A 23,846-nucleotide genomic window follows, 5' to 3' on the forward strand; every position below is an offset into this window, starting at 1 on the left:
CTTTGCCCACGATATGAATGTCCAAATGAATGCCTATTCGACTGTTGTCTGATTGGATTGTCAGGTGGTAGGTTCGTGGGCGAAGCCCACACTACGGGTTCGGTTTATCCAAAGTGTTCATTGAATAAGACCCGTATCGATTGAATAAAAAGGTCGTCTGAAAACCGAAATCTTAGGATTTTCAGACGACCTTTTTTAATGAAATCAATCACTAAATTTCAAACGACGCTTATCCCAATAACCGTCGCGCGGTTTCCTTCGATTTGAAACCTGATTTTATAATCCTCAATATTCATAACGTAAATCCGTTCGGGAATATTCTGATAGGCGGGGCGCGGGTCTTGGGCAATGCTTTGGCTGATGAGGTTTTTGGTGCTTTCAGATAAATTTTCTGCGCCGATGTTTTCCAGCCATACGACTTCAAGCTCTTCGGGTTTGCCGCTGACGAAGCCGGATGATGCGTCGGGTTTGGATTCGACAAAGGGGATGTAGGGCTTGATATCGACAATCGGCGTACCGTCGAGCAGATCTGCGCCGCTGCAATAGAGGCGGACGGATTTGTCGGTTTCGATGCGGTCGAGTTTTAAGAGTGATAGTCCGAGATGATTGGGGCGGTGGGGGCTGCGCGTGGCGAATACGCCCATTTTCTGCTTGCCGCCGAGCCGTGGCGGGCGCACCATTTTCGCCCAGCCTTCATCCAATACGCCGTGAAAAATAAAACTTATCCACACATAATCGAAGTGTTCTAATCCGCGTACGCTGTCTGCGGTAAATTCGGGATTCAGTTCGATGCAGACCTCTGCGGCGGGAACCAAACCGGGCTGGCGGGCGACGCCGAATTTCTGTTTGTAGGGCGAGCGGGCGGTGGCGATGGGGACGATGGTGTAAGTCATGAGGATTGTGGACAAGTTTTTCGGAAAAACGTTATCTTATCACAGCCGGTTTTACCGCTTTCGGGCAGTAATTTGTTATAATACAGGGCATTTTAATCGCTTTGAAATGATGAGATGATTGTTTCCATTGATGTTGATGCACAAAAAACTTTTACGCCTTTGTGTCCTAAAGAGCTGCCTGTAAAAGAGGGGCATTTGATTGTCGAAGAATTGAATGCCCAAGCCGCTTTGGCGGATTTGCGCGTGATGACGAAAGATGCGCATCATATGGCGGCGAAATGGCTTGTGGATAACCCTGTTGATATGTTGAAGCCGACAGGTTTGCCTGATGCGGATTTGACTTGGGTGGCTCATGCGATGGTCGGTACGCGCGGCTATGAATTGTTGGACGGACTGCCTTCTTCCAAGGAATACGATTATTGCGTTTGGAAAGGCGTTGATCCTGAATTGCATCCTTACGGCGCGTGTTTTCACGATATCGAGGAAAAACTGAGCACTGGATTGATTGAATGGCTGCGTTGTCAAAATACGGATACGATCATTGTCGGCGGTTTGGCTACGGATTATTGTGTGAAAACAACGGTTTTGCAGTTGCTCAAAGGCGGCAATTGGCAGGTTATCGTTAATGAAGCGGCTTGTCGGGGCATTGCGCCGGATACCATCGAAACGGCATGGCAGGAAATGCGTTCTGCCGGTGCAATGATCTTAAAAAACGCTGAAGAAATTAAAAAATATATTAATAATCAATAAGTTAAAATTGTTTCACGTGAAACACCCTTCCTAAATATGAAAATTTTGCTTGTCCGCTTGTCCAGTATGGGCGATTTAATTCACACTTTGCCCGCAATCGAAGATTTGGCGCGACAATGCCCTGATGTGGAACTCCATTGGCTGTGTGAAGCCGGATTTGCGGATATTGCGCGCCTGCATCCGTTTGTGAAAAAAATCCATGTGATGAAATGGCGGCAATGGCGCAAACATCTCTTTCAGGCAGAAACTTGGCAGGAAATAGGTCGTCTGAAACAGGCCTTGCGGCAGGAAGCATTTGATTTTGTATTGGACAGTCAAGGTCTGATTAAAAGCGCGTGTTTCGCCAAAATGGCAAAATCCCCTATTTATGGTTTGGATAAACACAGCGCGCGCGAGGGACTGGCTGCGCTGGCGTATGCGAAAACATACGCTGTACCGAAAGGGAAAAATGCTGTTTGGCGCAACCGTGAACTGTTTGCCCAAGTATTTGGGTATGCAATGCCGGAAACGCAGGTATTCGGCTTGACCGTTCCCGAAGCAGGTCGTCTGAAAAATTTGGAGCAACCGTATTATGCTGCTTTGCACGCGACTAGCCGAGACAGTAAATTATGGCCTGTGGAAAACTGGCGGGCGTTGCTGCAAAAGTTGAATGAAGAACAGCAATGCAATATTTACCTGCCTTGGGGAAATGAAAATGAAAAAACGCGTGCCAAACAAATTGCAGACGGACTGCCGTTTGCTATTGTGTGCGACAAAATAAATTTATTGCAGGCAGCGTATTTGCTGAAACATGCGGTCGGAATTGTCGGCGTGGATACCGGTTTGCTGCATTTGGCAAATGCCTTGGAAAAACCTGTGGTCGGTATTTATACCGATACCGATCCGATTAAAACAGGCGTTCAAGTTTCGGCTGTTGCAAAAAATTTAGGCAATATCGGGCAGATTCCGACTGTGGATTTGGTTTATCAAACGTTGATGGATTGTGTGGCTGCCGATGAAGGTTCAAAGGTCGTTTGAAACTGAAATAGCGCTTGATATTTTTCAGTTTGTTGAGTGTGGAATGTATATTCGCCAGTCTGAGTAAATGCTTTAAAAATGGTATAATCGGCAAGCATTATCCGAAAGATTTCTGAATGAATTCGTTTTTAAGAAAAACGGATTTGATTTTATAGAGAAGAAGGTTTGGTTTCGCTGGATGGTGAAAGCAGCGTTCTTTTTAGGAGAATTCAATGAAAGCACTGGTCGCAGTAAAGCGCGTAGTGGACTATAACGTCAAAGTTCGTGTAAAAGCCGATGGTTCGGATGTGGATATCGGTAATGTCAAAATGTCGATGAACCCGTTTGACGAAATCGCTGTGGAAGAAGCCGTCCGTTTGAAAGAAGCCGGAAAAGTAAGCGAAATCGTAGCGGTTTCTTTGGGCGAGAAAAAATGCGAAGAAACGTTGCGTACAGCTTTGGCGATGGGTGCCGACCGTGCAATTCATGTTGAAACCCATGCGAAATTGGAGCCGCTGGCAGTTGCCAAGCTGTTGAAAGCTGTTGCGGACAAAGAAAATCCGCAAATTTTCTTTTTGGGCAAACAGGCGATCGATGATGATGCCAATCAAGTGGCGCAAATGTTGGCAGCTTTGCTGAATGCGGCGCAAGGTACGTTTGCTTCAAAAGTACAAATTGAAGGCGACGAAGTTCAGATTGTGCGCGAAATCGATGGTGGCGAAGAAACCATCGCATTGAAACTGCCTGCGGTTATCAGTGCTGATTTGCGCTTGAATGAGCCGCGCTTTGTCAAACTCCCCAATATTATGGCAGCAAAGAAAAAACCTTTGGAAAAGCTGGCTCCTGCCGATTTGGTTGCGGATATTTCACCTCGTCTGAAAACGGTGAAATTCGCCGAACCTAAAGCGCGTCAGGCAGGCGTGAAAGTAGCAAGTGTTGCCGAATTGGTTGAAAAATTGAAAAACGAAGCCAAAGTGATTTGAGGAGACTGAAATGAGTGTATTGATTATTGCTGAACACGACAACAAACAGTTGAATCCTGCCACTTTGCATGCCGTTACCGCCGCTGTCAAACTGGGCAAAGTCGATTTATTGGTTGCCGGAAGCGGTGCATCGGCCGTAGTGGAATCCGCGAAACAAGTTGCGGGTGTGGAAAAAGTTTTGGTTGCGGATGCTGCCCATTATGCCGAAGGTTTGGCTGAAGAACTGGCTCCGCTGGTTGTCAAATTGGCGGCGGATTACCGCTATGTTGCAGCAACGGCAACCACATTTGGTAAAAACCTTTTGCCTCGCGTAGCGGCCTTATTAGACGTCCCGCAAATTTCTGATTTGACCGAGATTGTGGATAACACGACTTTTGTGCGCCCGATTTATGCGGGTAATGCATTTGAAACCGTGCAAGCTGATTCGGAAAAATTAGTGCTGACCTTCCGTGCGACGGCTTTTGACGCAGCGGCGGCGCAAGGTGGTAATGCTGAGGTAATTAATGTTGAAGCAACCCCTGCCCAAAACCTGAGCCGTTTTGTGAACCGCCAGCTTTCCCATTCCGATCGTCCTGAGCTGACTCAGGCAAAAGTCATTGTCTCCGGTGGCCGTGCTTTGGGTAGTGCGGAAAAATTCAATGAAGTGCTGACACCGTTGGCGGATGTTTTAGGCGCGGCAATCGGAGCATCCCGTGCGGCGGTTGATGCCGAATATGCGCCGAATGATGTGCAGGTCGGACAAACTGGTAAAGTGGTTGCACCGCAGCTCTATTTTGCAATCGGTATTTCAGGTGCGATTCAACACGTTGCCGGTATGCAGGACAGCAAAGTCATTGTCGCAATCAATAAAGATGCCGATGCGCCGATTTTCAATGTAGCCGATTACGGATTGGTAGGCGATTTATTCGAAATCGTTCCGCAATTAACAGAAGCATTGAAAAATTGATGTTTCACGTGAAACGTTCAGACGACCTTGTTATTAATGAGGTCGTCTGAAAACATTTCAGCATGATTACGACTTATAAAACCATTACTTCCCCGACGCAGGCTGAGTTTAAAGATAAAGGCAGCCGTTTTATTGCATTTGCCTATCCGATTCGGACGTTTGCTGATGTGAAAAAATACCTCGATCCGTTAAAGGAAGAACATCATAAAGCGCGGCATTGGTGCTATGCCTATCGTTTGGGCGTAGATGGCATGCAATTTCGTGCCAATGATGATGGAGAGCCGTCAGGAAGCGCTGGGCGACCAATTTTAGGACAGATTGATTCGGTGGGTGTAACCGATGTTTTGGTCGTTGTCGTGCGCTATTTCGGCGGTACTTTATTGGGTGTTCCCGGTCTGATTCACGCATACAAAGAGGCGACGGCTCAGGCGTTGGCAATTTCGGAAGTGGTTGAAAAGAATATTGAAAAAACCGTTTGGCTGAAATGTGAATATCCGTTTTTGAATGAAGCAATACGCATTGCTAAACAATATCAGGCGGATATATTGGAGCAGGATTTACAGTTGGATTGCCGATTGACGGTAAGTTTATCGTTGGCAAATTATGAGGCCTGTGTTGCAGCTTGGAAGAATACACGGCAGATTGAAGTAAATACGGAAAAGCCTTTTGAATGAAAGGTCGTCTGAAATGCTTTGTGATGGTATTTCAGACGACCTCTTTGCTGATTAATCTTCTTGCGTATATCTGTCCAAGGCATCGACGCTGGAGCGCAAATATAGCCAAGCCAATTGATGGAATTCGCCCAGCGCGTTCCATAAGGCATCTTCGCTCATAATGCTATATTCGCCTTCTGTACGCAAATCCACCTCCACTCCATCTTCAATAGCCCGATGGCAAGCCTGATATTCGTGGGTATAGAAATTATCCATATCGCGAATCAAAGCGACGGCATGTTTCCAACGCCGGATGTCTTCTTCCAATTGCGGTAGTAAATGACACCATTCGCGGTATTTACTTTGGATTTCATCAATACGTTTTTGCATAGCTGCTTGTCCTTTTTCAATTTTGTGGATAAGTTAAATAGGTTGCAGAGTGGAATGAAGCGGTTTTTGTTTGATTCCACTAAAATTTCTTTAAATGGGACAATAGTCCCTTTGTGTCGAGTTTTCGTTAAAAGTACATATTTGTCAAGGAGATGGGATGAAGTTGCTTGTTATCGGTAATGGCGGTCGCGAACACGCGTTGGCTTGGAAATTGGCGCAGTCGTCTAAAGTGGAAACAGTATTTGTTGCACCCGGTAATGCCGGTACGGCGATTGAACCTAAATTGCAAAACATCGCCTTGACTGCGCATCAGGATTTGATTGAATTCTGCCGCAAAGAAAATATTGCTTTTATCGTCGTTGGTCCTGAAGCGCCTTTGGCGGCGGGTATTGTGGATGATTTCCGTGCCGCAGGGCTAAAAATATTTGGTCCGACACAATATGCAGCGCAGTTGGAAAGTTCTAAAGATTTTGCCAAAGCATTTATGGCGAAATACAATATTCCGACCGCGCAATACCAAACCTTTGAAAACGCCGATGCTGCACACGATTACGTCAATCAGAAAGGTGCGCCTATCGTCATCAAAGCCGATGGTTTGGCGGCAGGTAAAGGCGTGATTGTGGCGATGACTTTAGATGAAGCGCATGCCGCGATTGACGATATGCTGCTGGGCAACAAAATGGGCAATGCCGGCGCGCGCGTTGTGATTGAAGATTTCCTGCAAGGCGAAGAAGCGAGCTTTATCGTCATGGTTGATGGCAATCATGTGTTGCCTATGGCGACCAGCCAAGACCACAAGCGTCTTTTAGACGACGATAAAGGCCCGAATACGGGCGGTATGGGCGCGTACAGTCCCGCGCCTGTGGTAACGCCCGCCGTGTACGAGCGCGCGATGAACGAGATTATTTTGCCGACCATAGCGGGAATGAAAGCGGAAGGGTATGAGTTCACCGGCTTCCTGTACGCAGGTTTGATGATTGATCAAAGCGGCGCACCCTATACGATTGAGTTTAACTGCCGTTTCGGCGATCCCGAAACCCAGCCGATTATGAGTCGTCTGAACAGCGACTTGTCGGATTTGGTCGAAGCGGCAATAGACGGCAAACTCGATAGCGTAACCGCGGAATGGAACCCGCAAACTGCCGTAGGTGTAGTGCTGGCAGCGCAAAACTATCCTGAAACGCCTAAAAAAGGCGATGTTATTTCCGGTCTGGATGCTGCCAACCAAATCGGCAAAGTTTTCCATGCAGGCACAACGGCAAATGAGAAAGGCGACGTATTGACCAACGGCGGCCGCGTATTGTGTGTCGTAGGGTTGGGCGACGATGTGGCTCAAGCCAAAGCCAAGGCGTATGGCGCATTGGAAAAAATCAGCTTCGACGGCATGCAATACCGTAAAGACATTGCTGATAAAGCAATCAACCGTTAATCAAAGAAACAGGTCGTCTGAAAACGTGGTTGTGTTTCAGACGACCTCCCCTATCATGTTATTCCCCAGAATCCTTTCAGCTTCGACGCTTTGCAAGCTGCAATCCCATCTTAAAAAAGGCGGCTTGGTCGCCTATCCTACCGAGTCTTGTTACGGCATAGGCTGTATTCCGACCTTGCCTAAGGCACTCAACCGATTGATTCATCTAAAAAAAAGACCGCAACATAAAGGCATGATTGTCATTGGCAACCAATTGGAACAATTACAGCCCCTGCTCAAAAGGTCGTCTGAAAACATTCAAACCATGCTCAGAAACGAATGGCCTGCGCCCAAAACCTTTCTGCTTCCTGCTGCTGCTGATGTTTTGCCCGCATTACGCGGAAAAGGACGCAGTAAACTGGCGGTCAGGGTTCCCGCCCATGCAGGTGCGCGCCGCTTGTGTCAGGCTTTGAAAACGCCTTTGGTCTCGACTTCATGCAACCGCGCGGGTAAACGCGCGTGTAGAACGGAGCGGGAAGTAAGAAGACAGTTTGGGAGGAATATATGGGTAGTCAGCGGTTTAATCGGCAAACAAAAATCGCCGAGCCAGATTATTGATGGAGAAACGGGCGTTCGCTTGCGTTAGAAAATCGGATGGATGGGATGAGTGGGAATTATGGTTTGAACCGATAAACCGCATATTTGAGAAAATGTGGATAATCCTGAATATAACTTTCCCGAAAAAAACAAAAAGGTCGTCTGAATCCCCATATTCATGGTTTTCAGACGACCTTTTGATTTGACTATTTTGTGGATAAGTATGTAGATAAGTTGAGTATTAGAGCTTACTGCCGCATACGGCTTCGAATTGTTTTTCGGTAATCGTACCGTTCATCACGCTCATCGGGCGGATATTCGTCGCGGTGTAGCTGTGTTTAGAAATTTCTTTGCCATGTTCGTCGAGGAGTTGCAAAGCGGTCAGGCGGTAGGTTTTGTTGGTGCAATGGATTTCCCAGTCGCCGATGGCGGTTTTGTAGGCGGGCGTGTTGACGAAGCGTTCTTCTTTCATCTTTGACACGGTTTTTCTATCGCGGAAAGTGACCAAAGTGCCGTTTTTCTTGATGCTGTTTTTATCAATCGCCACTTTGATATTGCCTTCGGAAATCGTACCGATGTTGTCCCAGTTGCCGCTGACGCCGCCACTTGTCGTCGTAGTCGTTTGACAGGCACTCAAAAGCAGGGCTGCGGATAAAGTTGAAATAAGGGAAAAGTGTTTGATGTTCATAAGTTTCGGTTGCTTAGGATAAATTATTAGACTGCCGTATTATGCGCGAAGACGGCGGGGCAGTAAATCGGCTTTGCAAAGTCTTAAAACCGCCAAAACATGAAAAGGTCGTCTGAAAACAGGTTTTCTAGTCGATTGACTTGAAACCAGTATGCCTCCTCGTCTGAGATTAAAGAGAACGGTTTTCCGTTGTAAAGCAAAAAGTGAGTCGGCTTCCTACTATCTGCATTGTCAGCAGTTCCGCCATCTTGTCTCAATCACAAATCAATCCACGATACCCAACCAAGCATAACCCGTTTTCAGACGAACTCATGTGGATAACTCAAATATCCCCCATGCAGGCAGTGTCTAAAACCGCTAAAATAACGCTTTTCCCTCCCTACGGAACCATCATGCCCCAGCCTTCCGCCCAACAGATTTTGCACGAAGTATTCGGCTATCCCGAATTTCGCGGCAAGCAGGAGGCTGTCGTCAATACATTGGCAGGCGGCGGAAGCCTGATGGTATTGATGCCGACGGGCGGGGGCAAGTCGTTGTGTTACCAAATTCCCGCGCTGATGCGCGAAGGCGTCGCCATAGTCGTTTCGCCGCTGATTGCCTTGATGAACGACCAAGTGGCGAGCCTGCACGCCGCAGGCATAGAAGCAGCAGCGGTCAACAGCAGCACAACAGTGGAAGAAGCCCGCGAAGTGGCGGACAAACTCGCCCAAGGTCGTCTGAAACTGCTCTACGTCGCACCGGAGCGGCTTGTTACCGACCGTTTCCTGCGTTTTCTCGATCAGCAAACCATCAGCCTTTTCGCCATAGATGAAGCACATTGCGTCAGCCAATGGGGACACGATTTCCGCCCCGAATACCAGCAATTAGGGCTGCTTGCCGAACGCTATCCGCAAGTGCCGCGCATTGCCCTGACTGCGACCGCTGATGCGGCGACCCGCGCCGACATCAAACATTTCCTCCATCTGGAAGACGCGCCCGAATTCATCTCCAGCTTTGACCGTCCGAATATCTATTATCAGGTTATCGAAAAAAACAACGGCAAAAAGCAGCTTCTCGATTTCATCCGCAAAGAAATGGAAGGGCAAAGCGGCATCGTCTATTGCTTAAGCCGCAAAAAAGTCGAAGACATCGCCCAATTCCTCTGCGAAAACGGATTGGACGCGATTCCCTACCATGCCGGCTTGAGCATGGAAGTGCGCGAAGCAAACCAACGCCGTTTTACCCGCGAAGACAACATCATCGTCGTCGCCACCGTTGCCTTCGGTATGGGCATAGACAAACCGGACGTGCGCTTCGTCGCCCATCTCGATATGCCCCAAAGCGTCGAACATTTCTACCAAGAATCCGGCCGCGCCGGGCGGGATGGGCTGCCTGCCGTGAGTTGGCTGTGTTACGGGCTGAACGACTGGGTATTGCTGCGCGAACGTATCGCCGAAGGCAACAGCGACGAAGTGCAGAAGCAAATCGAAATGCAGAAGCTCGATGCCATGCTTTCCGTCTGCGAAACCGCCGCCTGCCGCCGCGTCCTGCTGCTCAAGCATTTCGGCGAAGAATCCGCCCCCTGCGGGCATTGCGACAACTGCCTGCATCCGCCCGTACGCTTCGACGGCACCGTCCTCGTACAAAAGCTCCTCAGTTGCGTGTATCGCGCCGGACAACGCTTTGCCGCCGGCTATATCACCAACCTGCTGCGCGGTAAAAGCGACGACTGGATAGAGCGCAACGGCCACGACAAACTCTCCACCTTCGGCATCGGCAACGGGCAAACCGACAAAGAATGGCGCAGCGTCATCCGCCAGTGCATCAGCCTCGGCTACCTCACCGTCAATACCGCACAATATCAGGCATTGCAACTGACCGAAGCTGCAAAAAAAGTCCTTAAAGGCGAAACCGAAGTCATGTTGCGCCCGCTGCGCCGCGAAAAATCCGCCACTCAAAAGCCCAAAGACAACTGGCTGCGTACCGAACGCGAAGAACGCCTATGGCAAGCATTGCGGCATTGGCGGCAGCAGCGCGCCCATTCCGAAGAAGTCCCTGCTTATGTCGTCTGCGGTGACAAAACCCTGCGCGACATCGTCAAAAAAATGCCGCAAACGCTGGAAGATTTGCACCAAATCTACGGTTTGGGTGAGGCGAAAATCAAAAAATTCGGCATCGATATCCTCAATGTCTGCAAGAACGCAGCCGAAAACCAAAGCGGACAAGCGGGCAACGAAGACCCCCTATTTACCCCCCAAACCGAGCGCGAACAGCAATTACAGCAAAAGCTGGAAACCTGGCGTGCCGAGCAGGCAGCCGCCAAACAATGCGCCTTGGGCAAAATCCTTTCCAACATCAGCCTGACCGACCTTGTCGTCTTCACGCCCGCCGAAGAAGCCGACCTGCTCGGTATTCACGGCATAGGCAGCGAAAGAATTGCCCAATACGGGCAGGTAATACTCGACATCTGCCGCCCCTACGCAGACGGGCTTTCCGAGCCGAAACAGGCAGAACGCCAGCTCGCCCGCCGCCTGTTCCAATGGTGTTTCGATACCGCCCGATATGAAGGCGGAGAGATGCACGCCGTCGCCAGAAAACAGACTTTACGCGCCATCGCCAAAGCCCGGCCGCAAACTTTGACGGCGCTTTCCAAAATTGATGACGTGAGCGGGGAATGGTTGGAAAAATACGGCGAAGAAATCGTAGAAATCTGCACGCAAGATTGACCGTTAAAAAGACACAGAAAAAGGTCGTCTGAAACCTTGAAAACCTATTTCAGACGACCTTCTGAATATTAATATCGTTATAAAACAATAACAAACAAAATTTTTTCAATTGGCTTGTAAGCATTTTCAAGCTGTCGCGTCTAATCGGGCATGAAATGATTTTATGAAACGGTTATCATGAAAACGAATATCACAGCCCCGTGGCAATCAGCTTTAGGTTTATTGGTTTTGCGCCTGTTTGCCGCTTACGAATTTTGGGAATCGGGCATGCAGAAATGGAACGGCGAAAACTGGTTTGCCGAAATCAACGACCAATTCCCCTTTCCGTTCAATTTACTGCCCGACAGCATGAATTGGAACTTGGCGATGTGGGCGGAGCTAGTTTTTCCGGTTTTGCTGCTTTTAGGATTGGCAACCCGCCTGTCTGCCTTGGGATTAATCATTGTAACGGGGGTAGCATGGGCGGCAGTCCATGCGGGTGCGGGTTATAATGTCTGCGACAACGGCTATAAAATGGCTTTGATTTATATCGTGGTTTTAATCCCGATTCTGCTGCAAGGCGCGGGCTGTTTATCGCTGGATGCGCTGTTGAAAAAACGCTTCTGCCCGAAATGTCGCGTCGGAAATCAATGAAAAAGGTCGGGGAGCGGACTTTAAACGCGCCAACTCAAATTTTTAATCTGTTTAACTTGATACTTTAAAAAGGAAATCAACATGAAAAAAAATGTAGCCGCTGCCCTTGCAGGTGCTTTGTCTTTGGCCGCCGGCGTTGTTGCCGCTGACAAACCGGTAAGTAGCAAAGCAGGTGTTCAAAAATCTGCCCAAGGCTCTTGCGGTGCGGCTAAAGCTGCCGAAGGTTCATGCGGCGCCGCTGCTTCTAAAGCAGGCGAAGGCAAATGTGGCGAGGGTAAATGCGGTTCAACTGTGAAAAAAACCCCCGCTAAAAACGCCAAAGCAGCAAAAGCCAAAGCTAAAGCAGTTGAAGGCAAATGCGGCGAAGGCAAATGCGGTTCTAAATAATTTAGAACAAAAAGCCGCATTTTATTGATAAATGCGGCTTTTTATATGATTTTGACAGCAATTTCGTACCAAAACCGTCGGAACACCATCCAAAACGGAGCAACATCATGATTCAACACGCAGGTTTAGGCTACCGCCGCGACTTGGCGGAAGACTTCCTCTCGCTTTCAGACGACAGCCCGATACGCTTTATCGAAGCCGCACCCGAAAACTGGCTGAAAATGGGCGGTAGGGCGCGCAAACAGTTTGACCGCGTGGCGGAACGGCTGCCGCTGGCGTTGCACGGATTATCCATGTCGCTGGGCGGACAAGCCCCGCTGGATACCGCCTTGATAGACGGCATCAAAGAGATGATGCGCCGTTACGATTGCACGTTTTTCTCCGACCATTTGAGCTACTGCCACGACGGCGGCCATCTCTACGACCTGTTGCCGTTGCCCTTCACTGAAGAAATGGTGCGGCATACCGCGCGGCGTATCCGCGAAGTGCAAGACCGGTTGGGCTGCCGCATCGCCGTAGAAAACACCTCCTACTACCTGCATTCCCCGCTTGCCGAAATGAACGAAGTCGAGTTCCTCAACGCCGTTGCACGCGAGGCCGACTGCGGCATTCATCTCGATGTGAACAATATCTACGTCAACGCCGTCAATCACGGACTGTTGTCGCCCGAAGCCTTTTTGGAAAACGTTGACGCAGGTCGCGTGTGTTACATCCACATCGCCGGACACGACGTCGAAACCCCCGAGCTTTTGATTGATACCCACGGCGCGGCGGTTTTACCGACCGTTTGGGACTTGCTCGAACTCGCCTACACCAAGCTGCCGACCATCCCGCCCACCCTGTTGGAACGCGATTTCAATTTCCCGCCTTTTGCCGAACTCGAAGCCGAAGTCGCCAAAATCGCCGAATATCAAACGCGCGCCGGAAAGGAATACCGCCGTGCAGCCTGAAACCTCCGCCCAATATCAACAACGCTTTGCCCAAGCAATACGCGAAGGCGAAGCCGCCGACGGCTTGCCGCAAGACCGCCTGAACGTCTATATCCGCCTGATACGCAACAATATCCACAGCTTCATCGACCGCTGTTATACCGAAACGCCGCAATATCTCGACAGCGAAGAATGGGGTCGTCTGAAAGAAGGCTTCATCCGAGACGCGCGCACCCAAACCCCTTATTTCCAAGAAATCGCCGGCGAATTCCTCCAATACTGCCAAAGCCTGCCGCTTTCAGACGACCTCTTGGCACTGATGGACTTCGAACACACTCAACTGCTCGCCGAAGTCGCACAAACCGACAGCCAAGCCTCGCCCGCCGATTCAGACGATTTGGTGTACACCCTTTCTCCCGCCTCCTTTGTCCGCCGTTACCACTGCGACGTTACCGACGAATTGCAGGTGGCGGAAACCGCCGTTTTGGTGTGGCGCAACAGCGAAGACGACGTGATGTACCAAACCCTCGACGATTTCGACGCATTATTGCTGGAAACGCTGGCAGACACGCCCGCTTCCCTGAACGGACTGCAAGCCATGCTGGCAGAATTCATGTCGTCTGAAAACGGCTGGCAGGACGCATTAAGGCAGAAATGGGTGGATTGGCTGGAACAAGGTATTTTGGTTGCCGCATAAGCCAATGGCAATTAAGATTCGCATTTCGAGAGCAATGTATAGTGGATTAAATTTAAACCAGTACGGCGTTGCCTCGCCTTGCCGTACTATTTGTACTGTCTGCGGCTTCGTTGCATTGTCCTAATTTAAATTTAATCCACTATATTAGTGGGGCTGCCGTATTTGCTAGGGCAGCCTCAAAAAGAAAAAGGTCGTCTGAAAACTTTTCAGACGACCTTCTTGTTTACTGTTTTACCGTACGACAGTATCAATCGAGCAACGCGTCCACAAACGCGCGCGCGTTAAACGGGCGCAAATCGTCTATGCCTTCGCCCACGCCGATGTAGCGGACGGGAATAGGGCGGTCGGAGGCAAGCGTGGCAAGGATGCCGCCTTTTGCCGTACCGTCGAGTTTGGTCACAATTAGCCCCGTCAGCCCCAGCGCATCGTCAAAGGCTTTGACTTGGTTGACAGCGTTTTGCCCGATGTTGGCATCGAGGACGACGATGATTTCGTGCGGCGCGTCGGGCATCGCTTTTTGCAGCACGCGCTTCACTTTTTTGATTTCTTCCATCAAATGAAGCTGCGTGGGCAGACGGCCGGCGGTGTCGGCCAGCACGATGTCGATGCCGCGCGCTTTGGCGGCTTGGACGGCATCGAAGCAGACGGCGGCGGAATCGCCTGTGGTTTGCGAAATGACGGTAACGTTGTTGCGTTCGCCCCATGCTTGAAGCTGCTCGCGGGCGGCGGCGCGGAAGGTGTCGCCGGCGGCAAGCAGCACGGATTTGCCCTGCGCTTGGAAATATTTGGCGAGTTTGCCGATGGAGGTGGTTTTGCCCGCGCCGTTGATGCCCGCCAGCATGATGACGAACGGCTCTTTCGTCTCGGGCAAGACCAGCGGTTTTTCCAACGGTTTAATCAAGTCGTACAAAGCTTCTTTCAATGCGCCGCGCAACTCGTTGCCGTCTTTCAGTCCTTTGAGGCTGACGCGGTTGCGCACGTCTTTCATCAGGTATTCCGTCGCTTCCATACCCATGTCGCTGGTAATCAGCACGGTTTCCAGCTCTTCGTACAAATCTTCATCGATTTGCCCGCCGCCGAACACGCCCGCCAGCGATTTCGCCATTTTGTCGCGCGATTTGGTTAAACCCTGTTTCAAACGCGCCGCCCAGCCGAGTTTGGGTTCGGTTTCGGACGGTTCAGAGGTTTCAGACGACGTTGCGACGGCTGTATTTTCAGGGGTTTTTACGGAATGTTCTTCGGATGTTGCAGGCGCGGCTTCAGCTTGAATTTCTACGGTTTCGACAGTTTCTGCGGTTTCAGACGACCCGTCGCTGACCGCTTCATGGACGTGTTCTACTGCTGCGGAAACATTTTCGGCAACGGTTTCGCTGACCGCTTCCACGCGTTCTTCCACTTTTTCGACCGTTTCAGACGACGTTTCGCCGACTGCCTCGCGGACGTGTTCGACCGTTTCGGAAACATGTTCAACCACAGTCTCGCGGATTTCTTCGGCGCGCTCTTTTGCGTTTTCTACCGCCGTTTCGACTGCCTCCGTCAGCTCTTCCGCTTTTTCGCCGATGTTTTCCTGAACCGTTTCAAGCGTTTGCGAAACGGCAGTTTCGGCGTGTTCTACGGCTTCGGCGGCGGTTTCCTGAATGCGGGTTTCTTCTTGAGCGGGCGTTTCCTGTTTTTTCTTGCGGCGGAAGAAGCTGAACATTGAATTTTCCTTTTAATTTTAGAAGCTTGAAATAGAGCGTATTGTAGCGTATTTTACGCGGCAAGGTCGTCTGAAAATCCAGGCTGTAAGGTTTTGGCATCTTCAACGTCTAATAATACAAACCGTCCACACAGGAAACATAGAGATGAAACCTCGTACCTTCTTTTCCCTTTGCGCCAAGTTCGGCTGCCTGTTTGCGCTGGGCGCTTGTTCGCCCAAAATCGCCGATGCCGAAGCCGCGACCGTGCCGCACACTTTGTCCACGTTAAAAACCGCGGACAACCGCCCCGCCAGCGTTTATTTGAAAAAAGACAAACCCACCCTGATTAAATTCTGGGCGAGCTGGTGTCCTTTGTGTTTGTCCGAATTGGGGCAGACCGAAAAATGGGCGCAGGACAAGCGCTTCAGCTCCGCCAACCTGATTACCGTCGCCTCCCCCGGTTTTCTGCACGAGAAAAAAGACGGCGACTTCCAGAAATGGTATGCCGGGTTGAACTATCCCAAGCTGCCCGTCGTGACCGACAACGGCGGCACCATCGCCCAAAGCCTGAATATCAGCGTTTACCCTTCGTGGGCGTTAATCGGTAAAGACGGCGACGTGCAGCGCATCGTCAAAGGCAGCATCAACGAAGCGCAGGCATTGGCGTTAATCCGCGATCCGAATGCCGATTTAGGTCGTCTGAAAAACGCGTTCTACAAACCCGACACACAGAAAAAGGATTCAAAAATCATGAGCACGCGCACCATCTACCTCGCAGGCGGCTGCTTCTGGGGCTTGGAAGCCTATTTCCAACGCATAGACGGCGTGGTGGACGCCGTATCCGGCTACGCCAACGGCAAAACAAAAAATCCGAGCTACGAAGACGTGTCCTACCGCGACACGGGTCATGCCGAGACCGTCAAAGTCACCTACGATGCTGACAAACTCAGCCTCGACGACATCCTGCAATACTATTTCCGCGTCGTTGACCCGACCAGCCTCAACAAACAAGGCAACGACACCGGCACGCAATACCGCAGCGGCGTGTACTACACCGACCCCGCCGAAAAAGCCGTCATCGCCGCCGCCCTCAAACGCGAGCAGCAAAAATACCAACAGCCCCTCGTCGTCGAAAACGAGCCGCTGAAAAACTTCTACGACGCCGAGGAATACCATCAGGACTACCTGATTAAAAACCCCAACGGCTACTGCCACATCGACATCCGCAAAGCCGACGAACCGCTGCCGGGCAAAAGCAAGGCCGCCCCGCAAGGTAAAGGCTTCGACGCGGCAACATATAAAAAACCCAGTGATGCCGAACTCAAACGCATCCTGACCGAAGAGCAATACCAAGTTACCCAAAAAAGCGCGACCGAATACGCCTTCAGCCACGAATACGACCATCTGTTCAAACCCGGCATTTATGTGGACGTCGTCAGCGGCGAACCCTTGTTCAGCTCCGCCGACAAATTCGATTCCGGCTGCGGTTGGCCGAGCTTCACCCGCCCGATTAACGCCGCCGCCGTTACCCAACACGACGATTTCAGCTACAACATGCGCCGCACCGAAGTCCGCAGCCATGCCGCCGATTCGCACTTGGGACACGTCTTCGCCGACGGTCCGCAAGACAAAGGCGGACTGCGCTACTGCATCAACGGCGCGAGCCTGAAATTCATCCCGCTGGAACAAATGGATGCGGCAGGCTACGGCGCGTTGAAAGGCAAAGTGAAATAAAGGCGCGATAACACGAAAGGTCGTCTGAAAACGGCGGGTCGAGTAGGAATGCCCGACCCGCAAATTTTAGTGAATCAAAATAATAAACTTGCATACCATCATTTTCAGAAATGTTTCGCAGTTTCCGTCATTTCAAGCCTCTGGATTTCAGCCTGCGGAAAATGACAGCCGATGGGAAATGGCGTATTGAAAGTTGAATGAATCAGCTAAGGAAGAAAGGTCGTCTGAAAACGTTTTAACACCATTCGTTAGACGTTTTCAGACGACCTTTCATTTGTTTTGACAAACTGTTCAGCCTTTCGGATAAAACCGCACCACATTTTCCCCCTCGGGCAGCGTCAATTTTTTCACGGCATGGCCGTACACGGTTTCGAGTGTAATGGTCAAGCCACCTTCGGTTTCAAAAATCTTATCCACAAAGGCTTCAGCCGCGCGGTCATCGCTGAATTTCAAGGCGTGCCATAGACCTAAGGTTTCCATGTCCTGCTGGAACGTCGCCGCTTTGCGGTAGCTCAATTCGAGCTTGGCAGTATCGGTAACGGGGTCGTAGAAACCGTTATCGGCAAGCATGTCTCCGAGGTCGTGCATATCGATTAAGGTCGGCGTTTCATACGTTATCCCCGCGCTTTTCAGACGACCTGTCAGCTCGGTCAGGCTGTCGCGGCCGAAATGGGTGAAGAATAATAAACCGTCTGTTTTCAAGGCGTTTGCCCAGTTTTTCAGGACGGGCAGGATTTCGTCCGCGCGGGGCAGGCTGAGGTTCGCCCACAACATATCGGCAGCGGCTTCGGGCAGCGGGGCGGTGAGGGCTTGGCAATGTTGGGCGACGGTTTTGCCGGTGAGCTTTTGCCAAAAACCGTTTTTGCGCGCGGCTGCGGCGGTTTGAAGGAAGTCGGCGCGCGGGTCGTATTCTTCGAATACCGCGTTCGGATAACGCGCGGCAAGCAGGCTGCGGCTGATGTCTGCGTCCGCGCCGACCAGCAGGACGCGCTTGGGCGCGTTGCGGACGATTTGCAGCCGCTCGTCGGTGTCTTGGGCGAGATGGCGGTGGATTTGCCAGCGTTTGTCTTGGGGGTTCATGTTTCAGACGACCTTTTTTTCTTTTTTTGAAGGAGTAGTACCGTTATTGATGTTTGTATAGGAGTGGCGGTTCTATGTTCTTATGCCGTATTCCGAAAACCACCCTAATCCTCGTATGTCGTCATTCCCGCCTGCGCGGGAATGACGAAACGGGTTTTCTGCCATTTTAATCTATTAAAAATAGAAAAATTTCCTTAATCCTTAATTTCTAAATTCATATTTGTACAGAAATCAAAGTATGCCTTTTCAGACGACCTTTTCGACAAAGCCGCGGTAGCGTTCGGCAAATTCATCTGCGTGGCTTAAAAACGGGGCGTGTGCCGCTTTTTCCATCAAGACCAATTCGCTGTCCGCCAGATGGCGGTTGAGGTATTCGCCCATACGCGGCGGGGTGATGGCGTCTTTTTGTCCGAACACTAAAAGCGACGGGGCTTGGATGCTTGAAAGCAGGGGGCGGGCATCGGCTTGGTTGACGGCGTCCAGCGCAGCTTGCAGGGCGGGCGGTGCGCCGTGGCGGGAGAGATCGGGCAGGATGTTGCCGATGATTTCGGCGGCGTTTGGTGTATGCAGCAACTGTAATTGTAGAAACTGTTTGATATGTTTGGCATAATCCTGCCGAAACGCGCCGACCATCTTGCTCAAAGCGGAATTGGACAGCCCTTCGGGGTAGTCCGCGTCGGCAGTCAGGCGGGCGAAACTTGCGGTCAGGCAGAGCGAACGGACTTTGTCGGGACGGCGTGCGGCGAGATGGAGCGCGACCAAGCCGCCGAGCGACCAGCCGAGGATGTGTGCCGGTGTATCGATTTCTTCGGCGAAGGCTTCGGCAATCGCGGCGATGTTGAAGTTTTCGGCAAAGGGTGCGTCGCCGTGTCCGGGCAGGTCGAGAGCGTGGATGTCCCAATCGGCAGGCAGGCGCGGGATGAGGTCGTCGAAGACGTGGCGGTTCGCTGCCCAGCCGTGTATCAGATAAACTTTTTTGGCGGAGTGCGGCATGGCTGTTTTCTCTATGGATGTTTTCTCTTGGTGGTGCAATGCGGGATGGTGGAACAAAAGCCGTTGCGTATTATGCCACGCCTTGGTTTCAGCGTGCGAAAACCGGCTGTATGGCGGGTTTTGCGACGGTTGCGCGGCGGATTTGGAAGAGTTTTTTACGGACGTGGCAAACAGTTGCCCTTTGTGTTTCCGCCCTATACAGGGCGGGGCGGTGTGCGGCGGCTGTCAGAAGAAGCCGCCGGCATTTGAGCGGATGTGGGCTTCGCTGTATTATGAGCCGCCCGTCAGCAGTATGATACGCGCGTTGAAGCATTTGGCTGACCTCGGCATGAGCCGTCCGCTGGCGGAACTGATGCGCCGCCATGCGCCCGACTGGCTGGAAACGGAGCATTTCGATTTTGTGCTGCCCGTGCCGTTGAGCAAAGAAAGGCGGCTGTATCGCGGCTTCAACCAAAGCGAGGAATTGGCGGATATTCTGTCCGAACATTACGGCTGGACACTGCTGCCGCGGCAGACGGTTTTCAGACGACATCGCGAGCCGCAAAGCACGCTGAAAAGCGCAGATAGGGTTCGCAATATAAAAAATGCTTTTGAAATCAATGGTCATATCTCGAAAAACTGTAATATTTTGTTAATCGACGATGTGTTCACCACCGGCTCGACGCTGGACGAATTGGCGCGGACGCTGAAAAAATCAGGCGCAGGCAAGATTTTTTGCTGGAGTTTGGCGCGTCCGCCAATGAAAAAATAGCTTAAAGTTTTTGACACCTACGGAACATTTCGGCATTATGCCGCTCTATAAGTGATTGATTTATATGTTTACCATAGTTTTGTACCAACCCGAAATCCCGCCCAATACGGGCAATATCATCCGATTATGCGCCAACACCGGAGCAGATTTGCATCTGGTCAAGCCGCTCGGTTTTCCGCTGGATTCGGCAAAAATGAAACGCGCAGGTTTGGATTATCACGAGTTTGCAAAACTGATGGTACACGAGAATTTCGAAGATTGTCTCAAAGCCTTGGAAGGCCGCCGCATTTTTGCGCTGACCACTAAAGGCAAAACCCGTCCCGACGAAGTTTCTTTTGTTGAGGGCGATGTTTTTTTGTTCGGTCCCGAGACACGAGGCCTGCCCGCCGAAATCCTCGACACCCTGCCCGAAGGGCAAAAGCTGCGTCTGCCCATGAAGCCCGGCAGCCGGAGCATGAATCTTTCCAACACCGTCGCCGTGATTCTGTTTGAAGCATGGCGGCAAAACGGTTACGCAGGCGGTGTATAACATCCGCAAGGGAGTCTCCCTGAGCCGTTTGACAAAAACCAAGGCGATACTGTCCGACAACAGCTTGGTTTTTGTCAAACCGCCAATACGTCGTCTGAAACCGCCTGGGAGCCATCCCGTCGCGTTATCAACTCTAGAACGGACTACGTTTTGATTTTATCTAAAACCACCCTTTTCTCCACCCTGACTGCCGTTGCAATCAGCATCCTTTCCATTCATTCCGCCTCTGCCGACTCCATCGTCCGCGCCGAGAAGCTGAGCTCCTCAGCCAACCGCAGCTACAAAGTCGCCGGCAAACGCTACACGCCGATGACCAAAGTATCCAACTTCAGTCAAACCGGCAACGCCTCATGGTACGGCAGCCAATTCCACGGCCGTAAAACTTCCAGTGGCGAGCGTTACAACATGAACGCCCTGACCGCCGCCCACAAAACCCTCCCCATTCCCAGCTACGCCCGTGTGACCAACACCAAAAACGGTAAAAGCGTCATCGTCCGCGTCAATGACCGCGGTCCTTTCCACGGCAACCGCGTAATCGACGTTTCCAAAGCCGCCGCCCAACAATTAGGTTTCATCAACCAAGGCACGGCACACGTCAAAGTCGAGCAAATCGTTCCGGGTCAAAGCGCACAAGCCTACAACGGTCAAGACATTTTTGTCGATTTGAAATCCTTCGGTACCGAGCGTGAAGCGCAAGCCTATATGAACCAAGCTGCGGTAAACCTTTCTTACGGCAAAATGAATCCGAAAGTTTCCATGGAGAAACGCGACTACGAATACGTCGTCAAAATGGGTCCCTTCACCTCGCAAGAGCGTGCCGCCGAAGCCGAAGCCAAAGCACGCGGTCTGATTCAGGCAGCTTCGCTGTCCCTCTAAGCCGCATCCGTGTTTTCAGACGACCTGTTGCAAGACAGGTCGTTTTGTATTGAAGCATGGGTATAGTGGATTAACTTTAAACCAGTACGGCGTTGCCTCGCCTTAGCTCAAAGAGAACGATTCTCTAAGGTGCTGAAGCACCAAGTGAATCGGTTCCGTACTATCTGTACTGTCTGCGGCTTCGTCGCCTTGTCCTGATTTAAATTTAATCCACTATACAAAGCCGTCGTATCCTTGCATCCTTTCCCTTATAATCCCCCGCTTCTCAACCAAAGGAATCACCACCATGTCCCTCCCACCTTGCCCACAATGCCAATCCGAATACACCTACGAAGACAGCAGCCAATACATCTGCCCCGAATGCGCGTTTGAATGGACAGAAAACGACGGCGAAACCGCCGAAGAAACCCTGAGCGTCAAAGATGCCAACGGCGCCGTGTTGCAAGACGGCGACACAGTCGTCCTGATTAAAGACCTCAAAGTCAAAGGCAGCTCCATGGTCATCAAGCAAGGAACCAAGGTGAAAGGCATACGCCTGCAAGAAGGCGACCACAATATCGGTTGCAAAATCGACGGCAGCGCGATGAATTTGAAATCAGAGTTTGTCAAAAAAACATGATGTTGGTATAATAACCATTGGTGGGTCGCTAGGCCGACCTGAAAACCGTTTGTAAAGCTACTTGTCTCCGTAAGGGTTGCTTTCAAACGGTTTTCGCCTTTTTTAAAGCTGTTTTCCCATAAAAAAACGCACCTTATTGCGAGGTGCGTTTTGATTTGTACGGCTTAGAATTTGGCACCGGATTGGTTGGCCATATAATCGACCGCCGCTTTGACTTCGTCGTCGCTCAGGCTGGTATTGCCGCCTTTTGCCGGCATGGTGTTGAAGCCTTCGAGTGCATGCTTATGCAGGGTTTCTTTGCCTTGTTTGATACGCGGAGCCCAGTCGTCATTTTTACCGACGACCGGAGCGCCTGGGATGGTACCGCCGTGGCACATTTTACAGTTGGCTTCAAAAACGGCTTTACCGTCCACTTTGGCAGAAGAAGCATCTGCGGGTTTTTCTTCCGGTTTGGCTTCAGCAGGAGCCGCTTCTTTCACTTCTGACGCAGCTTTGTCGGCAGCCTCTTCTACCTTGCTTGCAGCTTCTTGAGCGGCAGAAGCAACGGTATCAACGGCAGAAGCAGCAGCGTCTTTAACATCGGAGGCAACGGCGGTAGCCGCTTCCTTAGATTCCTGCTTGGCTTCTTGAGAACAGGCTGTCAGTGCAGCCATCATCATTGCAGCAATTAGTAATTTGTTCATGTTCTATCCTTCTTTAAATTTTCTAGTTAAGGTACTGTTTATAATACAGCTATGAAATATTAACACATATAATATGAACGTTTCCGCCGATGTAATGAACTGTAGTAATGAATATTGTCATAAATCATATTTTGTACTGAAAAATGGATGAAAATGTTGACACCCATACAACCATTCCTATAAAACTTCCAGCTTATTGGGCGGTTTAAACCTTGTTTGCCATGCTTCAAAATCTGCCCAAATACCGCCAAATTTCAAAAGCCGAGTTTAAAAACCCGGCTTTTTTATGGGTGTTCCGTTTCATAGAAAATTCATCTTCAACCGCGATCAATCCGTGTTTTCTCTTAATGATAAAAGGTCGTCTGAAACCTACATCAGGTTTCAGACGACCTTTTTACCTTATCCGGTAGCCTCAAAAAATCTTTTTCATGGCTTTATGGATGAGGTCGAGTTGTTTTTTATATTCGCGGCAATGGGGGCATATCAGCAGGTGGCTGCCCAGAAAAATGCGTTCTGGAACGGTCAGGCGGGTTTCGTCCTGTTTTTTGGAGAGCAGGTAGGCGGTTTTGCGGCATTTGTTCATTGTGGTTTCCTAACAGGGTTAACCGGCATGTCCTGCATTGCCGAACCATTTGATTTGCAGGCATTGGCGCAGGGTTTCGCGGGCGCGGTGCATGATGGTATGGTAGTTGGACATGCTGATGCCGCATTGCTCGCGGATTTCGTCGGACGAGAAGCCGAGGATTTCTTTCATGGTAAACACGCGGGCAGTGTTTTCCGGCATTTGGTAGAGGCAGGTTTGCAGGATTTCACGAAACTCTTTGTTGTCCAACGTTTTTTCGGGCGAGGCCCAAGTTTGCGGATGGCCGTCCGTCGTCCAATGTCCGTCTGATGCAAACCGTTCTTCAAAGATTTCGTCCAACATTTCTTCCGCAGGCGTGGCGAATACTTCGCGCTGCCGTCCGATTTGGCGCAGGCAGTCGGTGATTTTGTTTTTCAAAATGGCAAACAACCAACTGCCCACTTGTGCATCACCTTTAAAACCTTCGGCAGCGCGGTAGGCGGAAAGCATGGTTTCCTGCACAAGGTCTTCCGCCAAATCGGGGCGGTCGGGCAACTGGATGCGGGCGAAACGCAGGAGCAGCTTGCGGGATTCGGCAAGCTCGGCGTCAGTCAATTCGGGGAAGGGCATAATGTATTATTATCGAATGAATGGGTACGGATTTTACGCCGATATGGGAAAGGTG

At 50.7% G+C, this 23,846-nt stretch carries 26 protein-coding genes and 1 pseudogene; 17 read left to right on the plus strand and 10 right to left on the minus strand.

Annotation, left to right across the window (positions count from 1 at the left end; all coding sequences use genetic code 11):
• Positions 1-218: 218 nt before the first annotated feature.
• A complete protein-coding gene (gene tsaA / locus AC5M9B_RS06480) occupies positions 219-893 on the minus strand; it encodes a tRNA (N6-threonylcarbamoyladenosine(37)-N6)-methyltransferase TrmO (RefSeq protein WP_070654945.1) in 675 nt (224 codons plus the stop codon).
• Positions 894-1,007: 114 nt separating this feature from the next.
• Here tsaA and AC5M9B_RS06485 point away from each other — a divergent pair, with 114 nt between their 5' ends.
• From AC5M9B_RS06485 to AC5M9B_RS06505, 5 genes are all read left to right on the plus strand, one after another.
• Positions 1,008-1,643, plus strand: a complete 636-nt coding sequence (locus AC5M9B_RS06485) for a nicotinamidase (RefSeq protein WP_070654946.1) — start codon at positions 1,008-1,010, stop codon at positions 1,641-1,643.
• A gap of 36 nt (positions 1,644-1,679) precedes the next feature.
• Positions 1,680-2,660: a lipopolysaccharide heptosyltransferase I gene (gene waaC / locus AC5M9B_RS06490; protein ID WP_070654948.1), complete on the plus strand. Its 981-nt coding sequence runs from the start codon at positions 1,680-1,682 to the stop codon at positions 2,658-2,660.
• A gap of 212 nt (positions 2,661-2,872) precedes the next feature.
• Complete coding sequence (locus tag AC5M9B_RS06495) at positions 2,873-3,622, plus strand: electron transfer flavoprotein subunit beta/FixA family protein (protein WP_209283029.1); 750 nt, start codon at positions 2,873-2,875, stop codon at positions 3,620-3,622.
• 10 nt (positions 3,623-3,632) lie between these two features.
• Positions 3,633-4,568, plus strand: a complete 936-nt coding sequence (locus AC5M9B_RS06500; RefSeq protein WP_070654954.1) for an electron transfer flavoprotein subunit alpha/FixB family protein — start codon at positions 3,633-3,635, stop codon at positions 4,566-4,568.
• A gap of 62 nt (positions 4,569-4,630) precedes the next feature.
• Positions 4,631-5,242, plus strand: coding sequence for an IMPACT family protein (locus tag AC5M9B_RS06505; RefSeq protein ID WP_070654956.1), 612 nt, complete (start codon positions 4,631-4,633; stop codon positions 5,240-5,242).
• Between the two features lie 51 nt (positions 5,243-5,293).
• Here AC5M9B_RS06505 and AC5M9B_RS06510 read toward each other — a convergent pair whose 3' ends face one another.
• The gene (locus AC5M9B_RS06510; protein ID WP_070654958.1) at positions 5,294-5,611 is read right to left on the minus strand and encodes a DUF4298 domain-containing protein; all 318 of its coding nucleotides are present in this window, start codon (positions 5,609-5,611) and stop codon (positions 5,294-5,296) included.
• Between the two features lie 157 nt (positions 5,612-5,768).
• Between AC5M9B_RS06510 and purD the strand changes: the two genes are divergently transcribed.
• Both purD and AC5M9B_RS06520 read left to right on the plus strand, forming a co-directional pair.
• Complete coding sequence (purD, locus tag AC5M9B_RS06515; RefSeq protein WP_487648402.1) at positions 5,769-7,040, plus strand: phosphoribosylamine--glycine ligase; 1,272 nt, start codon at positions 5,769-5,771, stop codon at positions 7,038-7,040.
• A 55-nt stretch (positions 7,041-7,095) separates the two neighbouring features.
• The gene (locus tag AC5M9B_RS06520; protein ID WP_003743580.1) at positions 7,096-7,665 is read left to right on the plus strand and encodes an L-threonylcarbamoyladenylate synthase; all 570 of its coding nucleotides are present in this window, start codon (positions 7,096-7,098) and stop codon (positions 7,663-7,665) included.
• A gap of 192 nt (positions 7,666-7,857) precedes the next feature.
• On the opposite strand, the gene AC5M9B_RS06525 is transcribed toward AC5M9B_RS06520, so the two are convergent.
• Entirely contained in the window at positions 7,858-8,304 is a 447-nt protein-coding gene (locus AC5M9B_RS06525) for a surface-adhesin E family protein (RefSeq protein WP_003743578.1), read from the minus strand.
• Positions 8,305-8,696: 392 nt separating this feature from the next.
• Between AC5M9B_RS06525 and recQ the strand changes: the two genes are divergently transcribed.
• The 5 genes from recQ to AC5M9B_RS06550 all read left to right on the plus strand — a co-directional run bounded on the left by recQ (position 8,697) and on the right by AC5M9B_RS06550 (position 13,655).
• On the plus strand, positions 8,697-11,009 hold the full coding sequence (recQ, locus tag AC5M9B_RS06530; RefSeq protein ID WP_487648416.1) for a DNA helicase RecQ: 2,313 nt from the start codon (positions 8,697-8,699) through the stop codon (positions 11,007-11,009).
• Positions 11,010-11,186: 177 nt separating this feature from the next.
• Positions 11,187-11,642 (plus strand): HvfX family Cu-binding RiPP maturation protein, encoded by a 456-nt coding sequence (locus tag AC5M9B_RS06535; RefSeq protein WP_049231311.1) that lies wholly within the window; start codon positions 11,187-11,189, stop codon positions 11,640-11,642.
• Between the two features lie 81 nt (positions 11,643-11,723).
• Positions 11,724-12,029: an HvfA family oxazolone/thioamide-modified RiPP metallophore gene (locus AC5M9B_RS06540; RefSeq protein WP_487648403.1), complete on the plus strand. Its 306-nt coding sequence runs from the start codon at positions 11,724-11,726 to the stop codon at positions 12,027-12,029.
• Between the two features lie 107 nt (positions 12,030-12,136).
• Positions 12,137-12,979: an HvfB family MNIO-type RiPP peptide maturase gene (locus AC5M9B_RS06545; protein ID WP_004565697.1), complete on the plus strand. Its 843-nt coding sequence runs from the start codon at positions 12,137-12,139 to the stop codon at positions 12,977-12,979.
• Positions 12,969-13,655: an HvfC family RiPP maturation protein gene (locus tag AC5M9B_RS06550; RefSeq protein ID WP_487648404.1), complete on the plus strand. Its 687-nt coding sequence runs from the start codon at positions 12,969-12,971 to the stop codon at positions 13,653-13,655. Before AC5M9B_RS06545 ends, AC5M9B_RS06550 begins: the two co-directional genes overlap by 11 nt.
• A gap of 33 nt (positions 13,656-13,688) precedes the next feature.
• Here the strand turns inward: AC5M9B_RS06550 and AC5M9B_RS06555 are convergent.
• Together AC5M9B_RS06555 and ftsY are read right to left on the minus strand one after the other, a co-directional pair.
• Positions 13,689-13,799: pseudogene (locus tag AC5M9B_RS06555) on the minus strand (IS5/IS1182 family transposase); the annotation flags it as partial.
• A 103-nt stretch (positions 13,800-13,902) separates the two neighbouring features.
• Complete coding sequence (gene ftsY, locus AC5M9B_RS06560; RefSeq protein ID WP_487648405.1) at positions 13,903-15,354, minus strand: signal recognition particle-docking protein FtsY; 1,452 nt, start codon at positions 15,352-15,354, stop codon at positions 13,903-13,905.
• A gap of 145 nt (positions 15,355-15,499) precedes the next feature.
• Between ftsY and msrAB the strand changes: the two genes are divergently transcribed.
• Entirely contained in the window at positions 15,500-17,068 is a 1,569-nt protein-coding gene (msrAB, locus tag AC5M9B_RS06565) for a bifunctional peptide-methionine (S)-S-oxide reductase MsrA/peptide-methionine (R)-S-oxide reductase MsrB (RefSeq protein ID WP_487648406.1), read from the plus strand.
• Positions 17,069-17,359: 291 nt separating this feature from the next.
• Here the strand turns inward: msrAB and AC5M9B_RS06570 are convergent, their stop codons facing one another.
• Both AC5M9B_RS06570 and bioH read right to left on the minus strand, forming a co-directional pair.
• Positions 17,360-18,148, minus strand: a complete 789-nt coding sequence (locus AC5M9B_RS06570) for a class I SAM-dependent methyltransferase (RefSeq protein WP_487648407.1) — start codon at positions 18,146-18,148, stop codon at positions 17,360-17,362.
• A 246-nt stretch (positions 18,149-18,394) separates the two neighbouring features.
• Positions 18,395-19,141, minus strand: coding sequence for a pimeloyl-ACP methyl ester esterase BioH (gene bioH / locus AC5M9B_RS06575; protein ID WP_070654972.1), 747 nt, complete (start codon positions 19,139-19,141; stop codon positions 18,395-18,397).
• A 13-nt stretch (positions 19,142-19,154) separates the two neighbouring features.
• On the opposite strand from bioH, the gene AC5M9B_RS06580 reads away from it, so the two are divergent.
• The 4 genes from AC5M9B_RS06580 (at position 19,155) to AC5M9B_RS06595 (ending at position 21,916) form a co-directional block, all read left to right on the plus strand.
• Entirely contained in the window at positions 19,155-19,892 is a 738-nt protein-coding gene (locus tag AC5M9B_RS06580) for a ComFC family protein (RefSeq protein WP_083310369.1), read from the plus strand.
• A gap of 64 nt (positions 19,893-19,956) precedes the next feature.
• On the plus strand, positions 19,957-20,421 hold the full coding sequence (gene trmL, locus AC5M9B_RS06585; protein ID WP_070655029.1) for a tRNA (uridine(34)/cytosine(34)/5-carboxymethylaminomethyluridine(34)-2'-O)-methyltransferase TrmL: 465 nt from the start codon (positions 19,957-19,959) through the stop codon (positions 20,419-20,421).
• Between the two features lie 150 nt (positions 20,422-20,571).
• Entirely contained in the window at positions 20,572-21,297 is a 726-nt protein-coding gene (locus tag AC5M9B_RS06590) for a septal ring lytic transglycosylase RlpA family protein (RefSeq protein ID WP_070654976.1), read from the plus strand.
• 286 nt (positions 21,298-21,583) lie between these two features.
• Complete coding sequence (locus tag AC5M9B_RS06595; RefSeq protein WP_019270833.1) at positions 21,584-21,916, plus strand: zinc ribbon domain-containing protein YjdM; 333 nt, start codon at positions 21,584-21,586, stop codon at positions 21,914-21,916.
• Positions 21,917-22,080: 164 nt separating this feature from the next.
• On the opposite strand, the gene AC5M9B_RS06600 is transcribed toward AC5M9B_RS06595, so the two are convergent.
• The 3 genes from AC5M9B_RS06600 to AC5M9B_RS06610 all read right to left on the minus strand — a co-directional run bounded on the left by AC5M9B_RS06600 (position 22,081) and on the right by AC5M9B_RS06610 (position 23,791).
• Positions 22,081-22,599: a c-type cytochrome gene (locus tag AC5M9B_RS06600; protein WP_019270832.1), complete on the minus strand. Its 519-nt coding sequence runs from the start codon at positions 22,597-22,599 to the stop codon at positions 22,081-22,083.
• A gap of 412 nt (positions 22,600-23,011) precedes the next feature.
• Complete coding sequence (locus AC5M9B_RS06605) at positions 23,012-23,182, minus strand: anti-sigma factor family protein (RefSeq protein ID WP_141752020.1); 171 nt, start codon at positions 23,180-23,182, stop codon at positions 23,012-23,014.
• 18 nt (positions 23,183-23,200) lie between these two features.
• Positions 23,201-23,791, minus strand: a complete 591-nt coding sequence (locus tag AC5M9B_RS06610; RefSeq protein ID WP_070654978.1) for a sigma-70 family RNA polymerase sigma factor — start codon at positions 23,789-23,791, stop codon at positions 23,201-23,203.
• Between the last annotated feature and the right edge of the window lie 55 nt (positions 23,792-23,846).

The organism is Neisseria flava (genome assembly GCF_982712965.1).

Bases quoted from the DNA above. Each gene is read 5' to 3' on its own strand.
- AC5M9B_RS06610 (WP_070654978.1), bottom strand. From the start codon at position 23,791: ATGCCCTTCCCCGAATTGACTGACGCCGAGCTTGCCGAATCCCGCAAG.
- trmL (WP_070655029.1), top strand. From the start codon at position 19,957: ATGTTTACCATAGTTTTGTACCAACCCGAAATCCCGCCCAATACGGGC.
- bioH (WP_070654972.1), bottom strand. From the start codon at position 19,141: ATGCCGCACTCCGCCAAAAAAGTTTATCTGATACACGGCTGGGCAGCG.
- AC5M9B_RS06500 (WP_070654954.1), top strand. From the start codon at position 3,633: ATGAGTGTATTGATTATTGCTGAACACGACAACAAACAGTTGAATCCT.
- AC5M9B_RS06595 (WP_019270833.1), top strand. From the start codon at position 21,584: ATGTCCCTCCCACCTTGCCCACAATGCCAATCCGAATACACCTACGAA.
- AC5M9B_RS06525 (WP_003743578.1), bottom strand. From the start codon at position 8,304: ATGAACATCAAACACTTTTCCCTTATTTCAACTTTATCCGCAGCCCTG.
- waaC (WP_070654948.1), top strand. From the start codon at position 1,680: ATGAAAATTTTGCTTGTCCGCTTGTCCAGTATGGGCGATTTAATTCAC.
- AC5M9B_RS06535 (WP_049231311.1), top strand. From the start codon at position 11,187: ATGAAAACGAATATCACAGCCCCGTGGCAATCAGCTTTAGGTTTATTG.
- ftsY (WP_487648405.1), bottom strand. From the start codon at position 15,354: ATGTTCAGCTTCTTCCGCCGCAAGAAAAAACAGGAAACGCCCGCTCAA.
- AC5M9B_RS06605 (WP_141752020.1), bottom strand. From the start codon at position 23,182: ATGAACAAATGCCGCAAAACCGCCTACCTGCTCTCCAAAAAACAGGAC.
- AC5M9B_RS06485 (WP_070654946.1), top strand. From the start codon at position 1,008: ATGATTGTTTCCATTGATGTTGATGCACAAAAAACTTTTACGCCTTTG.
- AC5M9B_RS06495 (WP_209283029.1), top strand. From the start codon at position 2,873: ATGAAAGCACTGGTCGCAGTAAAGCGCGTAGTGGACTATAACGTCAAA.
- tsaA (WP_070654945.1), bottom strand. From the start codon at position 893: ATGACTTACACCATCGTCCCCATCGCCACCGCCCGCTCGCCCTACAAA.
- AC5M9B_RS06600 (WP_019270832.1), bottom strand. From the start codon at position 22,599: ATGAACAAATTACTAATTGCTGCAATGATGATGGCTGCACTGACAGCC.
- recQ (WP_487648416.1), top strand. From the start codon at position 8,697: ATGCCCCAGCCTTCCGCCCAACAGATTTTGCACGAAGTATTCGGCTAT.
- AC5M9B_RS06540 (WP_487648403.1), top strand. From the start codon at position 11,724: ATGAAAAAAAATGTAGCCGCTGCCCTTGCAGGTGCTTTGTCTTTGGCC.
- msrAB (WP_487648406.1), top strand. From the start codon at position 15,500: ATGAAACCTCGTACCTTCTTTTCCCTTTGCGCCAAGTTCGGCTGCCTG.
- AC5M9B_RS06580 (WP_083310369.1), top strand. From the start codon at position 19,155: ATGGATGTTTTCTCTTGGTGGTGCAATGCGGGATGGTGGAACAAAAGC.
- AC5M9B_RS06570 (WP_487648407.1), bottom strand. From the start codon at position 18,148: ATGAACCCCCAAGACAAACGCTGGCAAATCCACCGCCATCTCGCCCAA.
- AC5M9B_RS06545 (WP_004565697.1), top strand. From the start codon at position 12,137: ATGATTCAACACGCAGGTTTAGGCTACCGCCGCGACTTGGCGGAAGAC.
- AC5M9B_RS06520 (WP_003743580.1), top strand. From the start codon at position 7,096: ATGTTATTCCCCAGAATCCTTTCAGCTTCGACGCTTTGCAAGCTGCAA.
- purD (WP_487648402.1), top strand. From the start codon at position 5,769: ATGAAGTTGCTTGTTATCGGTAATGGCGGTCGCGAACACGCGTTGGCT.
- AC5M9B_RS06510 (WP_070654958.1), bottom strand. From the start codon at position 5,611: ATGCAAAAACGTATTGATGAAATCCAAAGTAAATACCGCGAATGGTGT.
- AC5M9B_RS06505 (WP_070654956.1), top strand. From the start codon at position 4,631: ATGATTACGACTTATAAAACCATTACTTCCCCGACGCAGGCTGAGTTT.